The organism is Chachezhania sediminis, assembly GCF_009765275.1.
GTDB lineage: Bacteria > Pseudomonadota > Alphaproteobacteria > Rhodobacterales > Rhodobacteraceae > Chachezhania > Chachezhania sediminis.
The window spans coordinates 58,193-76,291 of record NZ_VOPH01000016.1 but is presented as its reverse complement, the minus strand read 5'-3'; the positions used below and the strand labels follow the sequence as shown (position 1 = coordinate 76,291).

The following is an 18,099-nucleotide window of genomic DNA, read 5'->3' as shown; positions in this document are numbered from 1 at the left end:
GCTGAAGCTGGCAGGGCTCGGAGAACGCGGCCTGCGCCGGACCGCCTCCGGCGGGAGTATTTGTGAAAAGAAGAAGCCGGGCGCGCGGCCCCCTCTTCTTTGATCTTCAAATATCTCGGGGGGAGCCCGAAGGGCGTGGGGGGCAGAGCCCCCCTGAACAGCAGATCGCAGGACGGATCCGGACAATTTGACCGAAAGGTCTCAATCCTGCCCGATTTCGGTCCGATCGCCGCCCGGGGCCAGCGGCATACCTGTCCGCGGTGGATATGGGAGATCGGGGGGTCTTCTGATGGGAACGCGCGCTGGCGCGCGGGTCCTCTCCGGGCAGGGGTGGCCGGAGACGGATCCGCAGGGCGTCGCGGCGGCCATCGTCCCGGCAGTCACGGTGACTGTCGGGGCGGGCGTCGCGGTGACATCGGATGCGGCACCGGGGGGTGTTGTGGGCAGGACCGGCTTCGCCGCCGGGGCCGAGGCCCGGGCCGGCGACCTGGTGGTGGTCGCGGATGCCGCCAGCGGCGGGCTGGTCAGCTTTCACATCGAGAACGGCATACGGGTCGAGGTCGACCGCGTCGGCCTGGCCGAGGGGCTGGGCATTGCCGGCCCCTCGGCGCTGGCGCTGGCCAGCACGACCGGGGCCGGGGGCCGGACCTGGGCGGTCCTGGCGGCCGAAGGCACGGGATCGCTGACGGTGATGGAGCTGACCGATCGGGGCCATCTGCGCCCTGCGACCCAGATCCTGGACACTGCCGCGACCCGTTTTGCCGGCGTGGACGACCTGTCCGTCGAGATCGCGAAGGGCCAGGTCTTTGTCACCGCCACGGGGGATGAGGGCGCCTCGCGCTTCGCGCTGCTGCCCGACGGGCGGCTGGTGCACCTGGACAGCGGCAACGGCAAGGTGAAAGCCGGGGCACCGGACGCGGCCGGGCTGGGCCGCAGCCTGGATGGCACCGGCGATGCCGGCCGCGACGTGCTGAAAGGCGGGGCGAAGGACGATATCCTGGTCGCGGGCATGGGCCGCGATGTGCTGAAGGGGGGCGCCGGTGACGATATCCTGGCGGCCGGTACCGAAGGCGGGGCGCGCGGCGCCAGGATGTTCGGGGGCTCCGGGGCCGATACCTTCGTGTTGGTCCCCCGGGACAAGGGCCGCCTGGTGGTCGCCGATTTCGAGGCGGGTACCGACCGGCTGGACCTGTCGGGCGTGGCTGGACTGATGGATCCCGACCAGCTGCACGTGAAATCCCGCGCTTGGGGCGCACTGATCAAGACTGACGGCATGGTGGCAAGGATCCGCGGCGATGACGGCCGGCTTCATGCCGACGACCTGTTCCCGGATGACGGGCTGGGCACGCCGCTGGGCGTGCCGCTGCCGACGGCGGAGGACGGCCTGTTCTGACCTGGCGACCCGCCGTCAGTTTAGCAGGCTGAGGAAGGTGATGTAGCCGCCGTCCTCGATCAGGTCCGTCACCTCGTTCCCGAACGGTGCCGAGGCGGCGATGGACAGCGCCAGCGCTCCCATCAGTAGAGCCCCGTCAGGCTGAGCGCCGAGGTCCCGGTCGCCCAGATCCGGGCGGCGCGGACCGGCATGATCATCCCGGCGGCGACATGCAGGGTGATGTCGGAGCCGTCGATCGTCGTCAGGTGCACGGTACCGGCGACCCCGGCATTGATTCCGCGGGTGGCGGTGGGCAGGTCGGACGCATCGTCGGGCGTGATGGCAAAGCCGCCGAGGGGCGGCGATTCAAGGCCTGGAGTGTATCGGGAAAACTGATCCGCCATGACGGTCTCCTTTCGCGTTTGCCCCCCTGGTGAGGGCCGGGTGCAGGTGCTGAAGGATCAGAAAACGACCTGAAGTTGGTCGGAAGCTCCTGCGCGGGGCACTATCTGGGCAAGAGGTGAAAAATTTCGGAAACCTGCGTGCGCTGTCCGGCCGGCCCGGGGCGGCGGATCGTCGCCAATTTTTGCTTTGGGGCGTACAAGTTGTCCCGGTCGGGAATCCTCTGTGGAGCGCCAGCACCAGATGCACTAACAATGCTTGCCATGACGGTATCCGTCCTGAAAATTTAGTGAGCGGTCCGGCGCACCTTATGCGTCCCCGGTCTGAAGGCCCGGTCGACAGGAGAAGACGGCATGAATATCTCGGACAGGCTTGCCCAGAAAACTCCCCGGGTGTCCGCCATGAAGGGCCCCCAGGAGGTCGGGGAGGCCGATACCATCGACTTGGGCAGCCTGAGCTCGGTGCTCTGGCGGGGCAAGTACCTGGTCTGCGCGGTGATGCTGTTGACCACCTTCCTGGCCGGCCTCTATGCCTATGTCCTGGCGGTTCCGCTCTACCAGTCGACGGCCGTGGTCATGCTGAACAACCGCCAGGAGCAGGTTGTCGACCTGGAAAGCGTGATCGGCGGGCTGGGGGCGGACTCCGAGGCGGTCAATACCGAGGTCGAGGTCCTGAAGAGCCGCAGCCTGCTGGGGCGGGTCGTCAAGAAGCTGGACCTGACGAACGATCCCGAGTTCAACACCCTGATCGCCGAACCGTCGTTCTTCGAGGGGCTGAAACAGAATGTGGGCCGGGGCGTAAAGACTGTGCTGGGCATCCGGGCCCCGCAGCAGCCGCCGCTTTCGCCCGAGGCCGAGGCCCGGCGCCATCTTGAGACGACGATCAACGGCCTGCTGGAACGTCAGACGATCCGCAACGTCCCGCAGAGCCTTGTCTTCCAGATCACCATGCAGACGGAAAGCCCGGCGAAATCCGCGCTGGTCGCCGACACGATTGCCGATACCTATATCCTCGACCAGCTCGAGGCCAAGTTCGAGGCGACCGAGCAGGCGACCTCGTGGCTGTCCGACCGCGTCGCCGAATTGCAGGTCCAGCTCGAGGCCGCGGAAGAGCGGGTCAAGACATTCCGGGCCAATATCGACCTGGTCAGCCCCGAGGCGCTGCAGGGTCTCGAGGTGCAGCTGAAGGAAACCAGGGACCGGATCGCCAACGTGGCCCTGTCGCGCGATGCCGCCCAGGACCGGCTGGACGGCATGTCGGAGACGGGCAACGAACAGACCCGGATGCGGCTCGAACTCGACATCAGGCGGGCGAGCGACCAGATCGTCGCGCTGGAAACGCTGCAGAGGCAGCTGGAAAGCCAGATCGACCAGCAGAGTTCCGACCTGATCCGGCTGCAGCAGCTGACTCGGGAATCCGAGGCCAGCCGGCTGCTCTACGAATATTTCCTGGGTCGCCTGAAGGAGACCTCGGTCCAGCAGGGGATCCAGCAGGCCGACAGCAGGGTCTTGTCGGACGCGGTGATCCCGATCATGCCCTCTGCCCCGCGCAAGTCCCTGATCCTGGCCATGGGCATCTTCATGGGCTTCCTGATCGGATCGGCCCTGGTGCTGTGGCGCGAGATGATGCGGGACACGTTCCGCACCCCGTCGGACATGGAGTTCCTGACCGGCCACACGTCCATGGGCCAGATCCCTCTGATCCCGGCGCGCAAGCGCAAGGATGCGATCGCCTACCTGCAGCAGAAGCCGACATCGGCCGTGGCCGAGGCGATCCGCAACCTGCGCACCTCGGTCCTTCTGTCCAATATCGACCATCCGCCGCAGCTGATCATGGTGACCTCGTCCCTGCCGGGCGAGGGCAAGACCACCGTGTCGATCGCGCTGGCACAGAACATCGCCTCCATGGGCCGCAAGACGCTGCTGATCGAGGGCGACATGCGCCGGCGGATCTTCGGCGAGTATTTCGAGGTCGCCGACAAGACCGGCCTGTCCAGGATCCTGTTCGACGGGGTGCCCCTGATGGAGGCGGTGACCAAGCTCGAGAACCACGATTTCGACGTGCTGCTGGCGGACAAGAGCCCGGCCAACGCGGCCGACCTGCTGTCGAGCCAGAAGTTCCGGGCGTTGCTGGACGAGGCGCGCGAACATTACGACCAGATCGTGATCGACACGCCCCCCGTCCTGGTGGTGCCGGATGCACGGATCGTGGCGCAGCTGGCCGATGCGGTGCTGTTCGTGGTCCGCTGGGACAAGACGCTGAAGGGCCAGGTCCTGGCCGGCCTGAACGAATTCGACAGCGCCAACCGCCCCGTGGACGGCCTGGTCATGAACCAGGTCAACCTGCGCAAGATGCGCAGCTACGGCACTTACGGCGGCTATGGCCGTTATGGCCGCTACGGTGCATACGGGGCCTATGGCTCCTACGGGTCCAAGTACTACAACAACTGATCCGGGCGGCCGCCGGTCCCCGGCGGCACTGCGAGGGACGGACATGGACAGCACGACGGGCCGGTCCGGGGAAGACGGCGATCTGGGCCAGCTGGCCCGCGTGCTCAGGACCGAGGCCGCGGCGCTCGGGCTGATGGCGGAAACGCTGGGGCCCGAACATGTCGCGGCGGTGGACCTGCTGGCCGGGGCCCGGGGGCGGATCATCGTCTCGGGCATCGGCAAGTCGGGCCATGTCGGCGCCAAGATCGCGGCGACCTTCGCCTCGACCGGCGCCCCGGCGCAGTTCGTCCACCCGACCGAGGCCAGCCATGGCGACCTCGGCATGATCACCCCGGACGACGTGACCCTCGTGATCTCCAATTCCGGCGAGACGTCGGAACTGTCGGATCTCATCACCTATACAAGACGCTTTGCCATTCCGCTGATCGCGATCACCCGCAAGGGCGGATCGACCCTGGGCCAGGCGGCCGACGTGACGCTTCTGCTGCCCGACGCGCCCGAGGCCTGCGCCATTGGCGTGGCGCCGACCACGTCCACGACCGCGACCATTGCGCTTGGCGATGCGCTGGCGGTGGCGCTGATGCACCGCAAGGGCTTCCGGCGCGAGGATTTCGAGGTCTTCCACCCCGGCGGCAAGCTGGGCGCGCAGCTGATGAAGGTGGAAAAGCTGATGCACACGGGCGAGGCGCTGCCGCTGCTGCCGCCCGATGCACCGATGCGCGAGGGGCTTCTGACCATGACCTCCAAGGGCTTCGGCCTCGCGGGCGTGGTGGAGGGGGGCAAGCTTGCGGGCATCATCACCGACGGCGACCTGCGGCGGAACCTGGACCGGCTGATGGACGCCACAGCGATCGAGGTCGCGACCCGCGCGCCCCGCACCGTGGGGCCGGGCATGCTGGCCTCCGAAGCCTTGAAAATCATGACCGAACGCAAGATATCAGCCCTCTTCGTCGTCGATGATGACAGGCGCGTGCTGGGCCTTCTGCACATCCACGACTGCCTGCGCGCCGGCGTCGCCTGAGAAAGGTCCCCGTCCATGGCCACCCCCGAAAGCGTGATCGTCATTCCCGCGCGCTATGCCTCGACCCGTTACCCGGGCAAGCCGCTGGTTGGCCTGAAAGGGGCTGGGGGCGTCACGAAACCCCTGATCCAGCGGGTCTGGGAGGTCGCGGGCCAGGTGGTGGAGGCCGACGCGATCTATGTCGCCACCGATGACACCCGCATCGCCGACGTGGCGAAGGATTTTGGCGCGGACGTGATCATGACCTCGGAAGCCTGCCGGAACGGCACCGAACGCTGTGCCGACGCCATCGAAAAGGCCGGGATCAGCTCCGACATCGTGGTGAACCTGCAAGGGGATGCGCCGCTGACCCCGCCCGCGTTCCTGTCGGCCCTGATCGGGGCCATGCAGGACGCGCCCGAGATCGACGCCGCCACCCCGGTCCTGCGCTGCGACGCGGAAACGCTGGCGATGTTCCAGGAGGATCGCCGCGAAGGCCGCGTGGGCGGCACGACGGCCGTCTTCGGGGCGGGGCACCAGGCGCTTTATTTCTCGAAGGAAGTGATCCCCTATACCGGGGCCTGGAAGCCCGAGGCCCAGCCGGTCCCGGTCTTTCACCATGTCGGCGTCTATGCCTATCGGCCCGCGGCGCTGTCGCGGTACCTCGGCTGGGCCGAAGGCCCGCTGGAGAAGCTCGAAGGGCTGGAACAGCTGCGCTTCCTTGAAAACGGCGCCCATCTGCGATGCGTCGAGGTGGAGGCCCCCGGACGCGTCTTCTGGGAGCTGAACAACCCCGAAGACGCGCCCCGTATCGAAAGCATCCTGGCCCGGGAGGGCACCGCATGACCCTGAAAACAGTGACCCCGAAGACCGTCACCGTCGGCGACCTGAAGATCGCCAATGACCGCCCCTTCACCCTCTTGGCCGGCCCCTGCCAGATCGAGAACCGGGACCACGCCGAAATGCTGGCGGGCCGGATCACCGAGATCGCGGGAGAGCTGGGCATCCCGGTGATCTTCAAGGCCAGCTACGACAAGGCCAACCGCTCGTCGCTGTCCGGCAAGCGGGGCATCGGCATCGACAAGGGGCTGGAGATCCTGGCGGGCATCCGCGAGAAATTCGGCTGCCCGGTGGTCACGGATGTCCACACCGCGGAACAGGCGGTGCGCGCGGCGGAAGCGGTCGACGTCCTCCAGATCCCGGCCTTCCTGTGCCGGCAGACCGACCTTCTGCTGGCGGCCGGCGAGACGGGCCGCGCGATCAACGTCAAGAAGGGCCAGTTCCTGGCGCCCTGGGACATGAGGAACGTGGCCGACAAGGTGGCGTCGACGGGCAATGAAAACATCATGCTCTGCGAGCGCGGCACGAGCTTCGGCTACAACGCCCTGGTGTCGGATTTCCGGGGCCTGCCGATCATGGCCGAAACCGGCTATCCGGTGGTCTTCGACGCGACCCATTCGGTGCAGCAGCCGGGGGGCCTTGGCGGATCCACCGGCGGGCAGCGGGAATTCGTCCCCGTCCTGGCCCGCGCGGCGCTGGCCGTGGGCGCGGCCGCGGTCTTCCTCGAAGTCCACGACGACCCGGACAACGCGCCGTCGGACGGGCCCAACATGGTGCACCTTGCGGACCTCGAGCCGCTCCTGAAACGGCTCAAGGCCTTCGACGACCTGGCCAAGGCGGGCTGACCGGCCGGCGGCCATTCCCCCGGGTTGCGCCTGTCTTTCGCACGGGGCATGACAGGGCCGGGCGCAAACGGGAGACGGCCATGGTCTGGGATCTGACGGGGAAACGCATCTGGGTCGCGGGACACCGGGGCATGGTCGGCGGCGCCGTGGTGCGCCGGCTGGCGACCGAGGATTGCGAGGTCATCACCGCCGGTCGCGACGTGGTCGACCTGACCCGCCAGGCCGAGGTCGAGGACTGGATGGCCGAAGCGAAGCCCGACGCCATCGTCATGGCCGCGGCCAAGGTCGGCGGGATCCTGGCCAACGACACCCACCCGGTCGATTTCCTGGTGGAAAACCTGCAGATCGAGACCAATATCGCCGCCGCTGCCCATGCCAATGACGTGGACCGGTTCCTGTTCCTGGGATCGTCCTGCATCTATCCCAAGCTGGCCCCCCAGCCGATGGCCGAGGACAGCCTGCTGACCGGCCCGCTGGAGCCGACCAACGAATGGTACGCGATCGCCAAGATCGCGGGGATCAAGCTGGCCCAGGCCTATCGCAAGCAATACGGGCGCGACTGGATCTCGGCCATGCCGACGAACCTTTACGGGCCCGGCGACAATTACGACCTGAACAGCTCGCACGTGCTGCCGGCGCTTCTGCGCAAGTTCCACGAGGCGAAGCAGGCCGGTGCACGCCAGGTCGAGCTGTGGGGGTCGGGCACGCCGCTGCGCGAGTTCCTGCATTGCGACGACCTGGCCGATGCGCTGGTGTTCCTTCTGAAGGACTATTCCGGCTACGAGCACGTGAACGTCGGAAGCGGGGTCGAGGTGTCGATCCGCGAACTGGCGGAAACCATCGCGAAGGTGGTGGGCTATGACGCCGAACTGGTCTTCGACGCGACCAAGCCCGACGGCACGCCGCGCAAGCTGATGGACAGCGCGCGCCTGCACGCGATGGGCTGGAACGGCGCGCGGTCGCTGGAAGACGGCATCCGCGATGCCTATGCGGCCTTCCTGGCCGTCAACGGCGGCTGATCGGGCGCCCGGTCCGGGTGCCATGACAGGGCAGGGGCGGTCGCGGCGCGTCCCCCCCCGATCCCCCCCGGAACGCGGCCGTCAGAATGCCACGGTCACCAGCAGGCCCAGGTGATTGGAGCCGAGCCCGGCCCCCCAGGGGACGACATCGGCCAGGGCCGCGCCACCCCGCACCAGCGCATGGTCGATCGGGATGCCCAGCGGCCCCAGGCGTGACGGCCAGGTCGCAACCGGGCGCCGGGCATGGCGCAACCCGTTGTAGCCCTCGATCCGGTGCAGGCGGCGGCTCCAGGGTGCGGCGTTGAAATCCCCCACCAGCAGCAGCGGAACATCCGTCATCTGCCGCAGCTGCCGGCGGATGGCGCGGTCTTCGGACCGGCTGTTCGCGATGTACCAGGGCTTGCTGAGATGCGCCGCGACGACCTGCAGGACCTGCCCGTCCGCGGCCCGCGCCCGGAAGGTCGCCATCCGTTCGGGCGCGAAATCGAGCGCGCGCAGCTCGGCATCGGCCAGCGGCAGGCGCGACAGGACCAGCAGATTGCAGGTGCTTCCGGCCTCCTCGCAGCCAAGCCGGTGCGGGTAGAGGGGCGCCAGCGGCCCGGCAAGCTCCCGGGCGGCGGCGGCTTCGGTCAGGATGATGATGTCGGCCCCGCTGTCGCGCAGGGCGGCCTCGATCTCGGCGGGCGGTGTCGGGTTGTCGTAGAGCAGGTTGAACCACAGCAGTGTCAGTTCGGTCCCGGCCGCATCGGGGGTGACCCGGGCGCGGTAGTCCTGTGCGATCGCGCCCAGCCCGATCAGGGCGGCCAGCAGGCACCCGGCCCCGAACCAGCGCAGCCCGGTCAGGGCGGTGGCCGCCGCGGCGACGGCAATGGCCACCAGCAGATGGACCCGCAGCCCGTCGACGATGCGGAACAGGACGTCCAGCACCTCGTTGCCGGCCGGGATCGCCGGGCTGAACAGGGCGGCGGCCAGGCCGCCCGCCAGAAGCGCCATCCACAGGCCGGTCAGGCGTTCACGCCAGATCCGCAGGAGGGGGACCGGCGGGGTCATCGGCACCGCGTGTCCCGGTCGCAGCGGCGGCCGCCGCTGTCGTCGCCGCCGGGGATGGCCGGGGCGAAACGGCGATCTGTCGCAGCCGGCTCCGGCCCGCAGCCGGCTCCGGGGTGCACATTTTTCATGCGTTTCGCACAATAATCAAGCATGTCTCCGGGGCGGATCTCTCCGCTCCGCCAGGGCGATCGCCGCCTCAGTTCCAAGACGACCGGGGGATCTCTCCGGTCAGGAACGCCGTCGCATTGGCCCCGAAATGGTGGTGATCCTTGAAGTAGGGAAGCTCTCCGTCATCCAGCGTGCAGGTCTCTGCGCCGTCGCACCAGATGTCGCCGGGGTACAGGATCTTCAGGTCCTCGCGTCCACCCAGAACCTGTCCGAACCGCTTGGATCTTTCCTGCAGGTCCGCGGGATCGGTCCTGCCCTCGTCGATCAGTTTCCGGATCGATCCGCTGCCCGTCATGGGGCTCAGGCGCACGACGAAATCCTCGGGCAGGATGACATGCGGACCGATCACGTAGACATCGTCCGCATAGTCCGAGAAGTAATCGGCCGTCGCGTCGATGAAGGGCTTCCATTGCTCCGGACTGTAGGCGCCATTGTCGGCCGGGGCATCGGCATTAAGGATATCTCCGCCATAGAGATGCCAGCCCTGGGAAAAGACGACGCGATCGTATTTCCGGTCGAGATGATAAAGCTTGTCCCGCAGATCGTCGCAGGACATCAGCGAAAAGCTGTCGCGGTAGTCGACGTCCTTCAGCAGGACGCAGCCGCCGCGGGAAACGACATCGACCTGGTCGGGGGAATATCCCCAGGCCTGCGACAGGGGCAGCACGTATTGCTGGGCCAGGCTGTCGCCGATGAACAGGATCCGCTTGCCGCCCTCGCCGCCGAAATAGACCCCCTTGCGGTAATTCTGCCCGAAGGTGCTTTCCGTCTTGCGGGACAGGTCCAGCGCATAGCGGTTGAAGCGTTCGAGGCGCCAGTCGGCGTTCGAGGCGGTGGCGATCCAGAAGCCGAAGGCGGCGATGGCCAGGGTGACCCCGACCAGCCCCAGCTGAACCGGGGTGCCGCGGCCCTGCTTGGCGATCTTCCGCACCGGGGTTTCGCAGTAGCGATAGACCAGGGCCGATATCCCGATGCCCAGGACCAGCACCAGCGCCAGGAGAATCCAGATGTTGATTTCGGGGTAGAAGAAGGTGGTGAAGGAAATGATCGGCTGGTGGAAGAGATACAGGGGATAGGAAACGAGGCCGATGAAAACAACGGGTTTCCGCGACAGAACCCAGCCGACCGGGGTGCCCGCGGGCAGGGTGATCAGGCACAGGGAGGCCAGGCAGACGATGGCGCCGTTGATCCCCGGGAAGACGGTCGTGTCGGAAAAGGCCAGGGCGCAGACCAGGATGACGACGATCGACACGCTGGTCAGGACCGATCTCAGCCACAGCGGGACGGCGACCTGCGGATCGACGTTCCGGGACTGGATGAGGATGGCCGCCCCGCTGCCGATCATGAGTTCGAAGGCCCGGAACTGGGGCATGAAATAGGCCTGGAGCGGGACCGTCCGTGCCCCCACCTCGGACAGGACGGTCAGGAGCACGGTCAGGCCCAGCACCCAGTAGAGTGTCCTGGCCCGGGCCAGGAAGTAGATCACCATCAGGGTGATCGGCCAGACCAGGTAATACTGCTCTTCCACGCCCAGCGACCACATGTGCAGCAGCGGCTTCACGGTCTCGTCCTGGGCGAAATAGTTGACGCCCTGGGCATCCAGGATGTTCTTCAGGCCGATGGCCGAGAAAAAGATGTCCTTTCCGAGGCTGTCGAATTCGGACTTGCTGTAGAACAGGAAGCCGAAGACCGCCGTGATCAGGAGCATCAGGATCAGCGCCGGCAGAAGACGGGCAAAGCGCCGCTTGTAGAAGGCGGCAAAGGAAAAGCGCCGTTCCGCGACTTCCTTGTAGACCTGGGACGTGATCAGGAAACCGCTGATGACAAAGAACGTATCGACGCCGATATAGCCGCCGGGCATCAGATTCTTTTCGACGTGGAAAAGAATGACCAGAATGACAGAAATAGCTCGAAGGCCGTCTATTTCCCGTGAATATCCCATGAAGTTCCGTTACCTTTTGTAACCTTGGCAATCTACGTTCGGTGTTCCGGCCCGGCGGCCTCGTCACGGTCCGGTCCCCGTCCGGACTGTGCTGGAAGTTGGCGGATGGTGTTGAAGTGGTTTTTTGTCGCACGCCGGCCGGCGATCTGCCGGTCGCGGGGGCGCTGCGGGCCCGGCCCGCCTCCGCTCTCTCGTCCGCTCTCCCCCTCCGGCGCCTCTCCCGATGCTTGCCCCGACGCCCCCCGACGCGGCCCCGACGCGGCCCCGTCCGCCCCGCCCCGGCGGGGCTTTCCGACGCCGCGCGGTTCCATGATGCCGCAGGGATTCCCAGGGGTGTGGCGTTTACGATCACCCGGTGTCTGGTATGGTTCGCCTGCCCGTCACGGACACCGTGCCGTGCGCCACCGCTGCCGGTGGCGAAACGACAGGGCACAGATGCAGTCTGGCGGCCGGGATCCGGGCCGTCGCCCCGGGACAGTTTGGAGCACCTCTTGAAAGTCGCTATCGTTCACTACTGGCTTGTCGGTATGCGCGGCGGCGAGAAGGTCATCGAGAAACTGCTGGAGATCTATCCGCAGGCCGTCCTCATCACCCATGTCTACGATCCCGATGCGGTGTCGGACATCATCCGCCGGCACGAGGTGCGCGAGACCTTCATCGGCCGGCTGCCGGGGGCGAAGACCCATTACCAGAAGTACCTGCCGCTGATGCCCCGCGCGCTGGAGCAGATGGACCTGCAGGAATTCGACCTCGTGATCTCGTCCGAGAGCGGGCCGGCCAAGGGGATCATCCCGCGGCCCGACGCGGTGCACCTGTGCTATTGCCATTCGCCGATGCGCTATATCTGGGACCATTACCACGTCTACCGCGCCTCGGCCGGCCGGCTGGCCCGGATGGCGATGCCGCACATGGCGCACCGGCTGCGGATCTGGGACGTGACCACGGCGGCACGGGTCGACCATTTCTTCGCCAATTCCAGCTTCATCGCACAGCGGATCGAACGCTATTATCGCCGCGAGGCCGAGGTCGTGGCCCCCCCGGTGGCGGTCGACGAATTCGCCATCGCCGACACGGTGGGGGATCACTACCTCTATGCGGGGGAACTGGTGGGCTACAAGCGGCCGGACCTGGCGATCGAGGCGTTCAACGCCTCCGGGCGCAAGCTGACCGTCGTGGGCGACGGCGAGATGCGGCCGCGGCTGGAGGCGATGGCCGGCCCGAACATCACCTTCCGCGGCCGGGTCCCCTTTGCCGAGCTGAAACGCGAATTTGCCGGCGCCCGCGCGCTGATCTTCCCGGGCGAGGAGGATTTCGGCATCGTGCCCGTCGAGGTGATGGCCTGCGGCCGGCCGGTGGTCGCGCTGAAGCGCGGCGGCGCGCTGGACTATGTCGAGCCGGGCGTGACCGGTCTCTTCTTCGAGGAACAGACCGTCGAAAGCCTGAATGCCGCGGTCGACGCGCTCGAGGCGCAGCCCGGCCTGCTGGACAGCCCGCAGGCGATCCGGGCCCGTGTCGAACGTTTCCATCCCGACCGCTTCGCCGAGCGCATCAGGACCCGGGTCGAGGCTCTGCTCGAAGCCCGGGCCCGGGAGACAGGCTGATGAAGGTCCTGTTCCTCACGGTCCGGGCTGATCTCGGCGGTGGTCCGGAACACCTTTACCAACTGCTGGCCAACCATCCCGAAGGGGCCGAGATCTGGGTGGGCTGTCCCCGGGACGAGCCCTATTTCTCCCGGTATGCCGAGCTTCTGGGCGCGGACCGCATCGTCGAGATCCCGCACCGCAAGTTCACCCGGTCGGCGTTGTTCCGGCTGGCGGGGCTGGTCCGGTCCGAAGGGATCGAGGTGGTGCATTCCCATGGCAAGGGCGCCGGGCTTTACGGCCGGCTGCTGGCGGCGCTGACCCCGGCGCGGTCGGTGCACACCTTCCACGGGCTGCATGTCGGCGAATACGGCAAGGCCAAGAAGGCGGTCTATCTTGCGCTGGAACGCGCCCTGGGGCGGTTGACCTCCCGGGCGATCTGCGTGGCCGAGACCGAGGCCGAGGCGATCCGCGCCGTCAACATGATCCCGGCCGGGCGGCTGGTGACCATCGTCAACGGCGTGGTGGTCCCCGACGGGATCGAACGCCCCGCGCTGTCGGAGACCGGGCCGCTGAAGATCCTGGCGGTCAGCCGCTATGACCACCAGAAGAACCCCGACCTGATGATCGACGTGGCCGCCGCCCTGAAGGGCAGGCGGGCCTTCGAGATGGTGGTTCTGGGCACCGGCGAGCGGCTGGAGGAGATGCGCGCCCGGGTGGCCGCCGAGGGCCTGGGCGACATGGTCGACCTGAAGGGCGGCGTGCCGTCGTCCCGTCCCTACATGCGGGCCGCCCATGTCTTCCTGTCCAGCTCGCGCTGGGAAGGCATGCCGCTGGCGGTGCTGGAAGCCATGTCCGAGGGGCTCTGCCCCGTCGTCACCGATGTCGCCGGCAATCACGATCTTGTCGACCACGACCGGACCGGGCTGCTTTATGCCGGGGCCGACGAGGCCGCGACGCTTCTGGCCGGGCTCGGGCCCGATCGCTTCGACGTGCTTTCGGGCGCGGCCAGGGCCTTCGTCGAGGACGGATATTCGGTGCAGACCATGGCCCGGCGCACCTATGCGCTTCTGCAGGAGGTGGCGGCGCATGACGACTAGGGATCATCAGCGCGGAGCCTGGCGATGACATCCGCCCCCGAACCTTCGACCGGCAACCGGATCAACCGCACCCGCAACATGGCCGTGCGGGTCGGGCCGATCCTGCTCACCATGGCGATGCTGGGCGCGGTCCGGTCGGTCGGGACCTTCCCGATCTACCTCGGGTATCTCTCGGCGCTTGCAGGGATCTGCTGGCTGGTCCTGACCATGCGGATCTCCCGCTTTCTGCTGCCAAGCTACCTGCTGTTTGCCTGGGGGATCGTTTCGCTGGTCTATCACGGCCTGGGGCCGATCAGCTACATCCAGCTCTGCATGGTCCTGGGCGGCCTGGGGGTGGCCGAGATCGTCGCTCGCATCAACCCGGCGGTGATCGCGGACGTGGTGTCGCGGCGGCTGATCTGGCTGATCGTCCTCGTCGTCATCGGGGAAACCCTGCTGATTGCCGCGGGCTTCGGCGAACGGAGCCGCGAGCTGCAGGGCGAACTGACGGGGGGGCTGCTGCCCGACCTGGGCATCCAGGTCCCCCGCTACCTGGGGCCGATGGGCGGCTCCGGCTTCTCGGGGGCGCTGACGGGGGCGCTGGCGCTGCTCTGCCTGACGGAAGGCCGCAAGCGCGCGGCCTGGACGCTGTTCTTCATCACCATCCTGATGGTCAGCCGGGGGCCGCTTCTGGGCCTGATCCTTGCGGGCATGTTCCACATGCTGCGCGGCTGGAAGATCTTCCGGCGGCTGGCCCTGATCATGCCGCTGATAACCGTGTCCTCTCCGATCCTGGTCTACTGGCTGCAGAATGTCCTGACGACGGAGCAGATCCTGTTCCTGATCGAGGTCAGCACCCGCCGCTTCCTGCACTTCATGACCTTCCTGCAATGGGGGCTCGACAACCCGATCTTCGGGATCGGATACAGCAACTGGCAGTCGGTCTATTCCGAGTACTTCTTCGAACGCGACTTCCAGCAATGGGGTCACCGGACCAACCTTGCGCTGATCAAGGAAGCGCACAACTTCATGCTCGACATCTTTGGCGAGATGGGCGTGGTCGGCTGGCTCCTGGCGTCGCTGCAGATGATGATGACCGCGGTCAGCGCCTTCAGCCGCGATGCGCGCTATGGGTCGGTCTTCCTGTTCATCTCGATCAGCTACCTGTTCCTGTCGGGGCTGTCGAACTGGACCTACTGGCTCGTGACCGGGCTGGTCATGGGCTATGCGCGGCTGTCGCGGGCCGCCGATGCCGAGCGCCGGGAGGCGGCCGCGAATCTGCGGGATCCCCCGGCCTAGGGAAGACCCCGGCGCCCCGGCCGGACGAACAGCGGGGAAGGGCGCCGGGTCTTCCGGATCGGCCGGCATCCTGGTCCGGCCCTCAGGGCCGGACGGGCCGCGCCACATCTTGCAACGGCAGCACGGGCTGGCAGGCCGACCGGGCCGGATCTGACATCCAAGGGTATCGCTGATGAAGTATCGTGCAGAGATCGATGGTCTGAGAACGCTGGCCGTCGTCCCCGTCATCCTCTTCCATGCCGGGTTCGACGTCTTCAGCGGGGGCTTCGTCGGTGTCGATATCTTCTTCGTGATCAGCGGCTACCTGATCACCACGATCCTGATCAACGATCTCGAGGCGGGCCGGTTCAGCATCGTCAACTTCTACGAACGGCGCGCCCGGCGGATCCTGCCGGCACTGTTCCTGGTGATGCTGGTCTGCCTGCCCTTCGCCTGGCTGCTGCTGCTGCCGCCGGACCTGAAGGACTTTTCAGCCAGCCTGATCAGCGTCGTCACCTTCGTGTCGAACATCCTGTTCTGGCAGCAGAGCGGCTATTTCGACACCGCGGCCGAACTGAAGCCCCTGCTGCACACCTGGAGCCTGGCGGTCGAGGAACAGTACTACATCTTCTTCCCGGTCCTGCTCTTCCTGCTGTGGCGGATGGGGCGCCGCGTGGTGACGGCGGCCCTGGCCGTCCTCTTCCTGGCCAGCCTCGCCCTGGCGCAATGGGGGGTAGTCTACAAACCCAGCGCGGCCTTCTTCCTGCTGCCCACCCGGACCTGGGAGCTTCTGGTCGGATCGTTCTGCGCGGTCTACCTGACCCGTCACCCGATGCCGGCCAGAAGCCCGCTGACCGAGGCGCTGAGCCTGCTCGGCATCGCGATGATCGCGGCCAGCGTCGTGTTCTTCGGTCCCGAGACGCCGACACCGGGGCTCTACGCGCTGGTCCCGACCCTGGGAACGGCGCTGATCGTGTTCTTCGCCCGTCCCGAGACGCTGAGCGGGCGGTTCCTCGGCAACCGGGTGCTGGTCGGCATCGGGCTGGTGTCCTACAGCGCCTATCTCTGGCATCAGCCGATCTTCGCCTTTGCCCGGCAGACCGGCGGGGAACCGGCCGCCTGGATCATGCTGCTGCTGTCGGCCCTGGCGATCGGGCTGGCCTACCTGTCCTGGAAATATGTCGAGGCGCCGTTCCGCAACCGCGAGCGGTTCGACCGCAAGAGGATCTTCCTGCTGTCCCTGGCCGGGATCGTGTTCTTCGCGGCGGTGGGCGCGGCCGGCGTTCACTGGAACGGGTTCGAGTCCCGCCTGACCGGGCCGCAGAAGGAATTGCTGGCCTATCGCAACTATCCGCGGGCCGAACTCTATCGCGAGGGGGCGTGCTTCCTGCGTCCCGACCAGCCGGTCGAGGAGATCGACGTCAGCTGCTATGACGGTGCCCGGACCATGGTCTGGGGCGACAGCCACGCGGCGGCCCTGACCTCGGGGCTGCGGGGGATCCGGGACGGGGTGGGGCAGATCACCGCCTCGGCCTGCCCGCCGCTGCTGGGCTACGCGCCGCCGTCGCGCCCGCATTGCGCGGCGATCAACGCCTTCGCGCTGGAGCAGATCGCCCGGACCAGGCCGGACCAGGTCGTCCTGTTCGCCAACTGGCAGGGCTATGCCCCCTTCGTCGAGGCACACCTGGCCGAGACGCTGGCCGCCCTGAAACAGACCGGGGTGGAGGACATCCTGGTCCTGGGCGGCGCTCCGGACTTCCCGCCGGGCCTGCCCGAGCGCATGCTGCAGCAGCGGCTGGATCTGTCCGGCCCGTCCGAGATCGTCGCGGATATCGGCCCGATCGCGCGGCTCGATACCGAGATCGAGCGGATCGCGCAGGCGCAGGGCATCCCGTTCGAACCCCTGCTGGACCGGCTGTGCGACGGCGATCATTGCCGGGCGACGGTGACCGACAAGACGGGGGCCGTGGTGCCGATGAGCTGGGACCGCAGCCACTTCACGCAGCCCGGGGCGCAGTTCGTCGCCGAGCAGGTCTTCGGACAGTGACGACCCGGGGCCGGGGCCGGTACAATGGCATCAGAGTCAGGAACGATTGACATGGCACCAGTTCAGAAAAGTGCACGGATCGAATGGATCGACATTGCCAAGGCGCTGGGGATAACGCTGGTCGTCTTCGGCCATGTCATCCGTGGCCTGATGCAGAGCGGTCTTCTCGAGAACCCGGTCTGGCACAAGATCGACTTCGCGATCTACACGTTCCACATGCCGCTGTTCTTCTTCCTCAGCGGCCTGAACGTCATGGGGTCGCGCGGGAAGGGCGGGTTCTTCGCGCGCCGGGCCCGGGCGATCGTGATCCCCTATTTCGTGTTCTCGCTGCTGCAGGGCGGGGTCCAGCTGGCGCTGGCGGGCAAGACCAACGGCGCGATGAGCGTGGGCGAACTGCTCCGGATCCCGATCGATCCGATCGCCCCGTTCTGGTTTCTCTACGTGCTCTTCATCTACGTGGCGCTGGTTTCGGTCTGGAAGCCGGGCTGGCCGATGCTGGCCCTGGGCTGCGTCACCATGGCGGCCTCGCACCTGGTGAAGGACGACCACTACTTCCTGTTCCAGATCCTCTATTTCCTGCCCTTCTACGTGGCCGGCTGCCTGTTCACGCCCGGCCGGCTGTCGCTGCCGGCGGGCCTTGGCGCGGTGGCGGTCTATGCCGCCTGGGTGCTGGGGGCGCTGGCGCTCGGCGTGTCGGACAGGGCGTTCTATGCCCCGGTCATGCTGCCGGCCACGATTGCCGGGATCGTCGCCACGATCTGGATCTCCCAGCGGATGGAAGGGATCTCGCGCGTGTTCACCTGGATCGGCGAGAACGTCATCGCCATCTACGTGATGCATATCCTGGCCGCGTCCGGGGTCAGGATCATCCTCAAGATGGCCGGGATCGACGCGCCCGCGATCCAGATCGTGATGGGCATGCTGGGGGGGATGGGGCTGCCGCTTCTGGCGCTGGTCGTCCTGCAGCGGATCGGCATGGCCGGCTGGGTCGGACTGCCGGCCGGCGCGCGCCGGTAGCGCGCCGGGC

General features: G+C 67.2%; 14 protein-coding genes. 11 read left to right on the top strand and 3 right to left on the bottom strand.

From position 1 onward, the window contains the following. Nucleotides 1–289: 289 nt before the first annotated feature. Complete coding sequence (locus tag FQK05_RS24405) at nucleotides 290–1,393, top strand: calcium-binding protein (RefSeq protein ID WP_158971925.1); 1,104 nt, start codon at nucleotides 290–292, stop codon at nucleotides 1,391–1,393. A gap of 122 nt (nucleotides 1,394–1,515) precedes the next feature. On the opposite strand, the gene FQK05_RS24400 is transcribed toward FQK05_RS24405, so the two are convergent. Next, nucleotides 1,516–1,776: a spike base protein, RCAP_Rcc01079 family gene (locus tag FQK05_RS24400; protein WP_158971923.1), complete on the bottom strand. Its 261-nt coding sequence runs from the start codon at nucleotides 1,774–1,776 to the stop codon at nucleotides 1,516–1,518. 351 nt (nucleotides 1,777–2,127) lie between these two features. On the opposite strand from FQK05_RS24400, the gene FQK05_RS24395 reads away from it, so the two are divergent. From FQK05_RS24395 to fcl, 5 genes are all read left to right on the top strand, one after another. Continuing rightward, complete coding sequence (locus FQK05_RS24395; protein WP_233270666.1) at nucleotides 2,128–4,224, top strand: GumC family protein; 2,097 nt, start codon at nucleotides 2,128–2,130, stop codon at nucleotides 4,222–4,224. Between the two features lie 43 nt (nucleotides 4,225–4,267). Continuing rightward, nucleotides 4,268–5,245 carry a KpsF/GutQ family sugar-phosphate isomerase gene (locus FQK05_RS24390; protein ID WP_158971921.1) on the top strand — a complete coding sequence of 326 codons (978 nt, stop codon included), beginning with the start codon at nucleotides 4,268–4,270 and terminating at the stop codon, nucleotides 5,243–5,245. 15 nt (nucleotides 5,246–5,260) lie between these two features. Further along, nucleotides 5,261–6,070, top strand: a complete 810-nt coding sequence (locus tag FQK05_RS24385; protein ID WP_158971919.1) for a 3-deoxy-manno-octulosonate cytidylyltransferase — start codon at nucleotides 5,261–5,263, stop codon at nucleotides 6,068–6,070. Then, a complete protein-coding gene (gene kdsA / locus FQK05_RS24380) occupies nucleotides 6,067–6,909 on the top strand; it encodes a 3-deoxy-8-phosphooctulonate synthase (protein ID WP_158971916.1) in 843 nt (280 codons plus the stop codon). Before FQK05_RS24385 ends, kdsA begins: the two co-directional genes overlap by 4 nt. Before the next feature lie 80 nt (nucleotides 6,910–6,989). Next, entirely contained in the window at nucleotides 6,990–7,928 is a 939-nt protein-coding gene (gene fcl, locus FQK05_RS24375; RefSeq protein ID WP_158971914.1) for a GDP-L-fucose synthase, read from the top strand. Between the two features lie 81 nt (nucleotides 7,929–8,009). Here fcl and FQK05_RS24370 read toward each other — a convergent pair whose 3' ends face one another. Both FQK05_RS24370 and FQK05_RS24365 read right to left on the bottom strand, forming a co-directional pair. After that, the gene (locus FQK05_RS24370) at nucleotides 8,010–8,978 is read right to left on the bottom strand and encodes an endonuclease/exonuclease/phosphatase family protein (RefSeq protein ID WP_158971912.1); all 969 of its coding nucleotides are present in this window, start codon (nucleotides 8,976–8,978) and stop codon (nucleotides 8,010–8,012) included. Nucleotides 8,979–9,174: 196 nt separating this feature from the next. Further along, the gene (locus FQK05_RS24365) at nucleotides 9,175–11,088 is read right to left on the bottom strand and encodes an acyltransferase family protein (protein WP_158971910.1); all 1,914 of its coding nucleotides are present in this window, start codon (nucleotides 11,086–11,088) and stop codon (nucleotides 9,175–9,177) included. Nucleotides 11,089–11,579: 491 nt separating this feature from the next. Here FQK05_RS24365 and FQK05_RS24360 point away from each other — a divergent pair, with 491 nt between their 5' ends. The 5 genes from FQK05_RS24360 (at nucleotide 11,580) to FQK05_RS24340 (ending at nucleotide 18,089) form a co-directional block, all read left to right on the top strand. Next, nucleotides 11,580–12,689, top strand: a complete 1,110-nt coding sequence (locus FQK05_RS24360; RefSeq protein ID WP_158971908.1) for a glycosyltransferase — start codon at nucleotides 11,580–11,582, stop codon at nucleotides 12,687–12,689. Continuing rightward, nucleotides 12,689–13,768, top strand: coding sequence for a glycosyltransferase (locus FQK05_RS24355; protein ID WP_158971906.1), 1,080 nt, complete (start codon nucleotides 12,689–12,691; stop codon nucleotides 13,766–13,768). The genes FQK05_RS24360 and FQK05_RS24355 overlap by 1 nt, the downstream gene beginning before the upstream one ends. Before the next feature lie 24 nt (nucleotides 13,769–13,792). Then, entirely contained in the window at nucleotides 13,793–15,046 is a 1,254-nt protein-coding gene (locus tag FQK05_RS24350) for an O-antigen ligase family protein (protein ID WP_158971904.1), read from the top strand. 172 nt (nucleotides 15,047–15,218) lie between these two features. Then, nucleotides 15,219–17,072: an acyltransferase family protein gene (locus FQK05_RS24345; RefSeq protein WP_158971902.1), complete on the top strand. Its 1,854-nt coding sequence runs from the start codon at nucleotides 15,219–15,221 to the stop codon at nucleotides 17,070–17,072. Between the two features lie 51 nt (nucleotides 17,073–17,123). Then, nucleotides 17,124–18,089, top strand: a complete 966-nt coding sequence (locus FQK05_RS24340; RefSeq protein ID WP_158971900.1) for an acyltransferase family protein — start codon at nucleotides 17,124–17,126, stop codon at nucleotides 18,087–18,089. Nucleotides 18,090–18,099 lie beyond the last annotated feature (10 nt).

What these genes read in the sequence shown, in the direction of transcription:
- FQK05_RS24405 (WP_158971925.1), top strand. Translation starts at nt 290, where the DNA reads ATGGGAACGCGCGCTGGCGCGCGGGTCCTCTCCGGGCAGGGGTGGCCG.
- FQK05_RS24370 (WP_158971912.1), bottom strand. Translation starts at nt 8,978, where the DNA reads ATGACCCCGCCGGTCCCCCTCCTGCGGATCTGGCGTGAACGCCTGACC.
- FQK05_RS24390 (WP_158971921.1), top strand. Translation starts at nt 4,268, where the DNA reads ATGGACAGCACGACGGGCCGGTCCGGGGAAGACGGCGATCTGGGCCAG.
- FQK05_RS24385 (WP_158971919.1), top strand. Translation starts at nt 5,261, where the DNA reads ATGGCCACCCCCGAAAGCGTGATCGTCATTCCCGCGCGCTATGCCTCG.
- FQK05_RS24350 (WP_158971904.1), top strand. Translation starts at nt 13,793, where the DNA reads ATGACATCCGCCCCCGAACCTTCGACCGGCAACCGGATCAACCGCACC.
- FQK05_RS24340 (WP_158971900.1), top strand. Translation starts at nt 17,124, where the DNA reads ATGGCACCAGTTCAGAAAAGTGCACGGATCGAATGGATCGACATTGCC.
- FQK05_RS24355 (WP_158971906.1), top strand. Translation starts at nt 12,689, where the DNA reads ATGAAGGTCCTGTTCCTCACGGTCCGGGCTGATCTCGGCGGTGGTCCG.
- FQK05_RS24400 (WP_158971923.1), bottom strand. Translation starts at nt 1,776, where the DNA reads ATGGCGGATCAGTTTTCCCGATACACTCCAGGCCTTGAATCGCCGCCC.
- FQK05_RS24345 (WP_158971902.1), top strand. Translation starts at nt 15,219, where the DNA reads ATGAAGTATCGTGCAGAGATCGATGGTCTGAGAACGCTGGCCGTCGTC.
- FQK05_RS24395 (WP_233270666.1), top strand. Translation starts at nt 2,128, where the DNA reads ATGAATATCTCGGACAGGCTTGCCCAGAAAACTCCCCGGGTGTCCGCC.
- fcl (WP_158971914.1), top strand. Translation starts at nt 6,990, where the DNA reads ATGGTCTGGGATCTGACGGGGAAACGCATCTGGGTCGCGGGACACCGG.
- FQK05_RS24365 (WP_158971910.1), bottom strand. Translation starts at nt 11,088, where the DNA reads ATGGGATATTCACGGGAAATAGACGGCCTTCGAGCTATTTCTGTCATT.
- kdsA (WP_158971916.1), top strand. Translation starts at nt 6,067, where the DNA reads ATGACCCTGAAAACAGTGACCCCGAAGACCGTCACCGTCGGCGACCTG.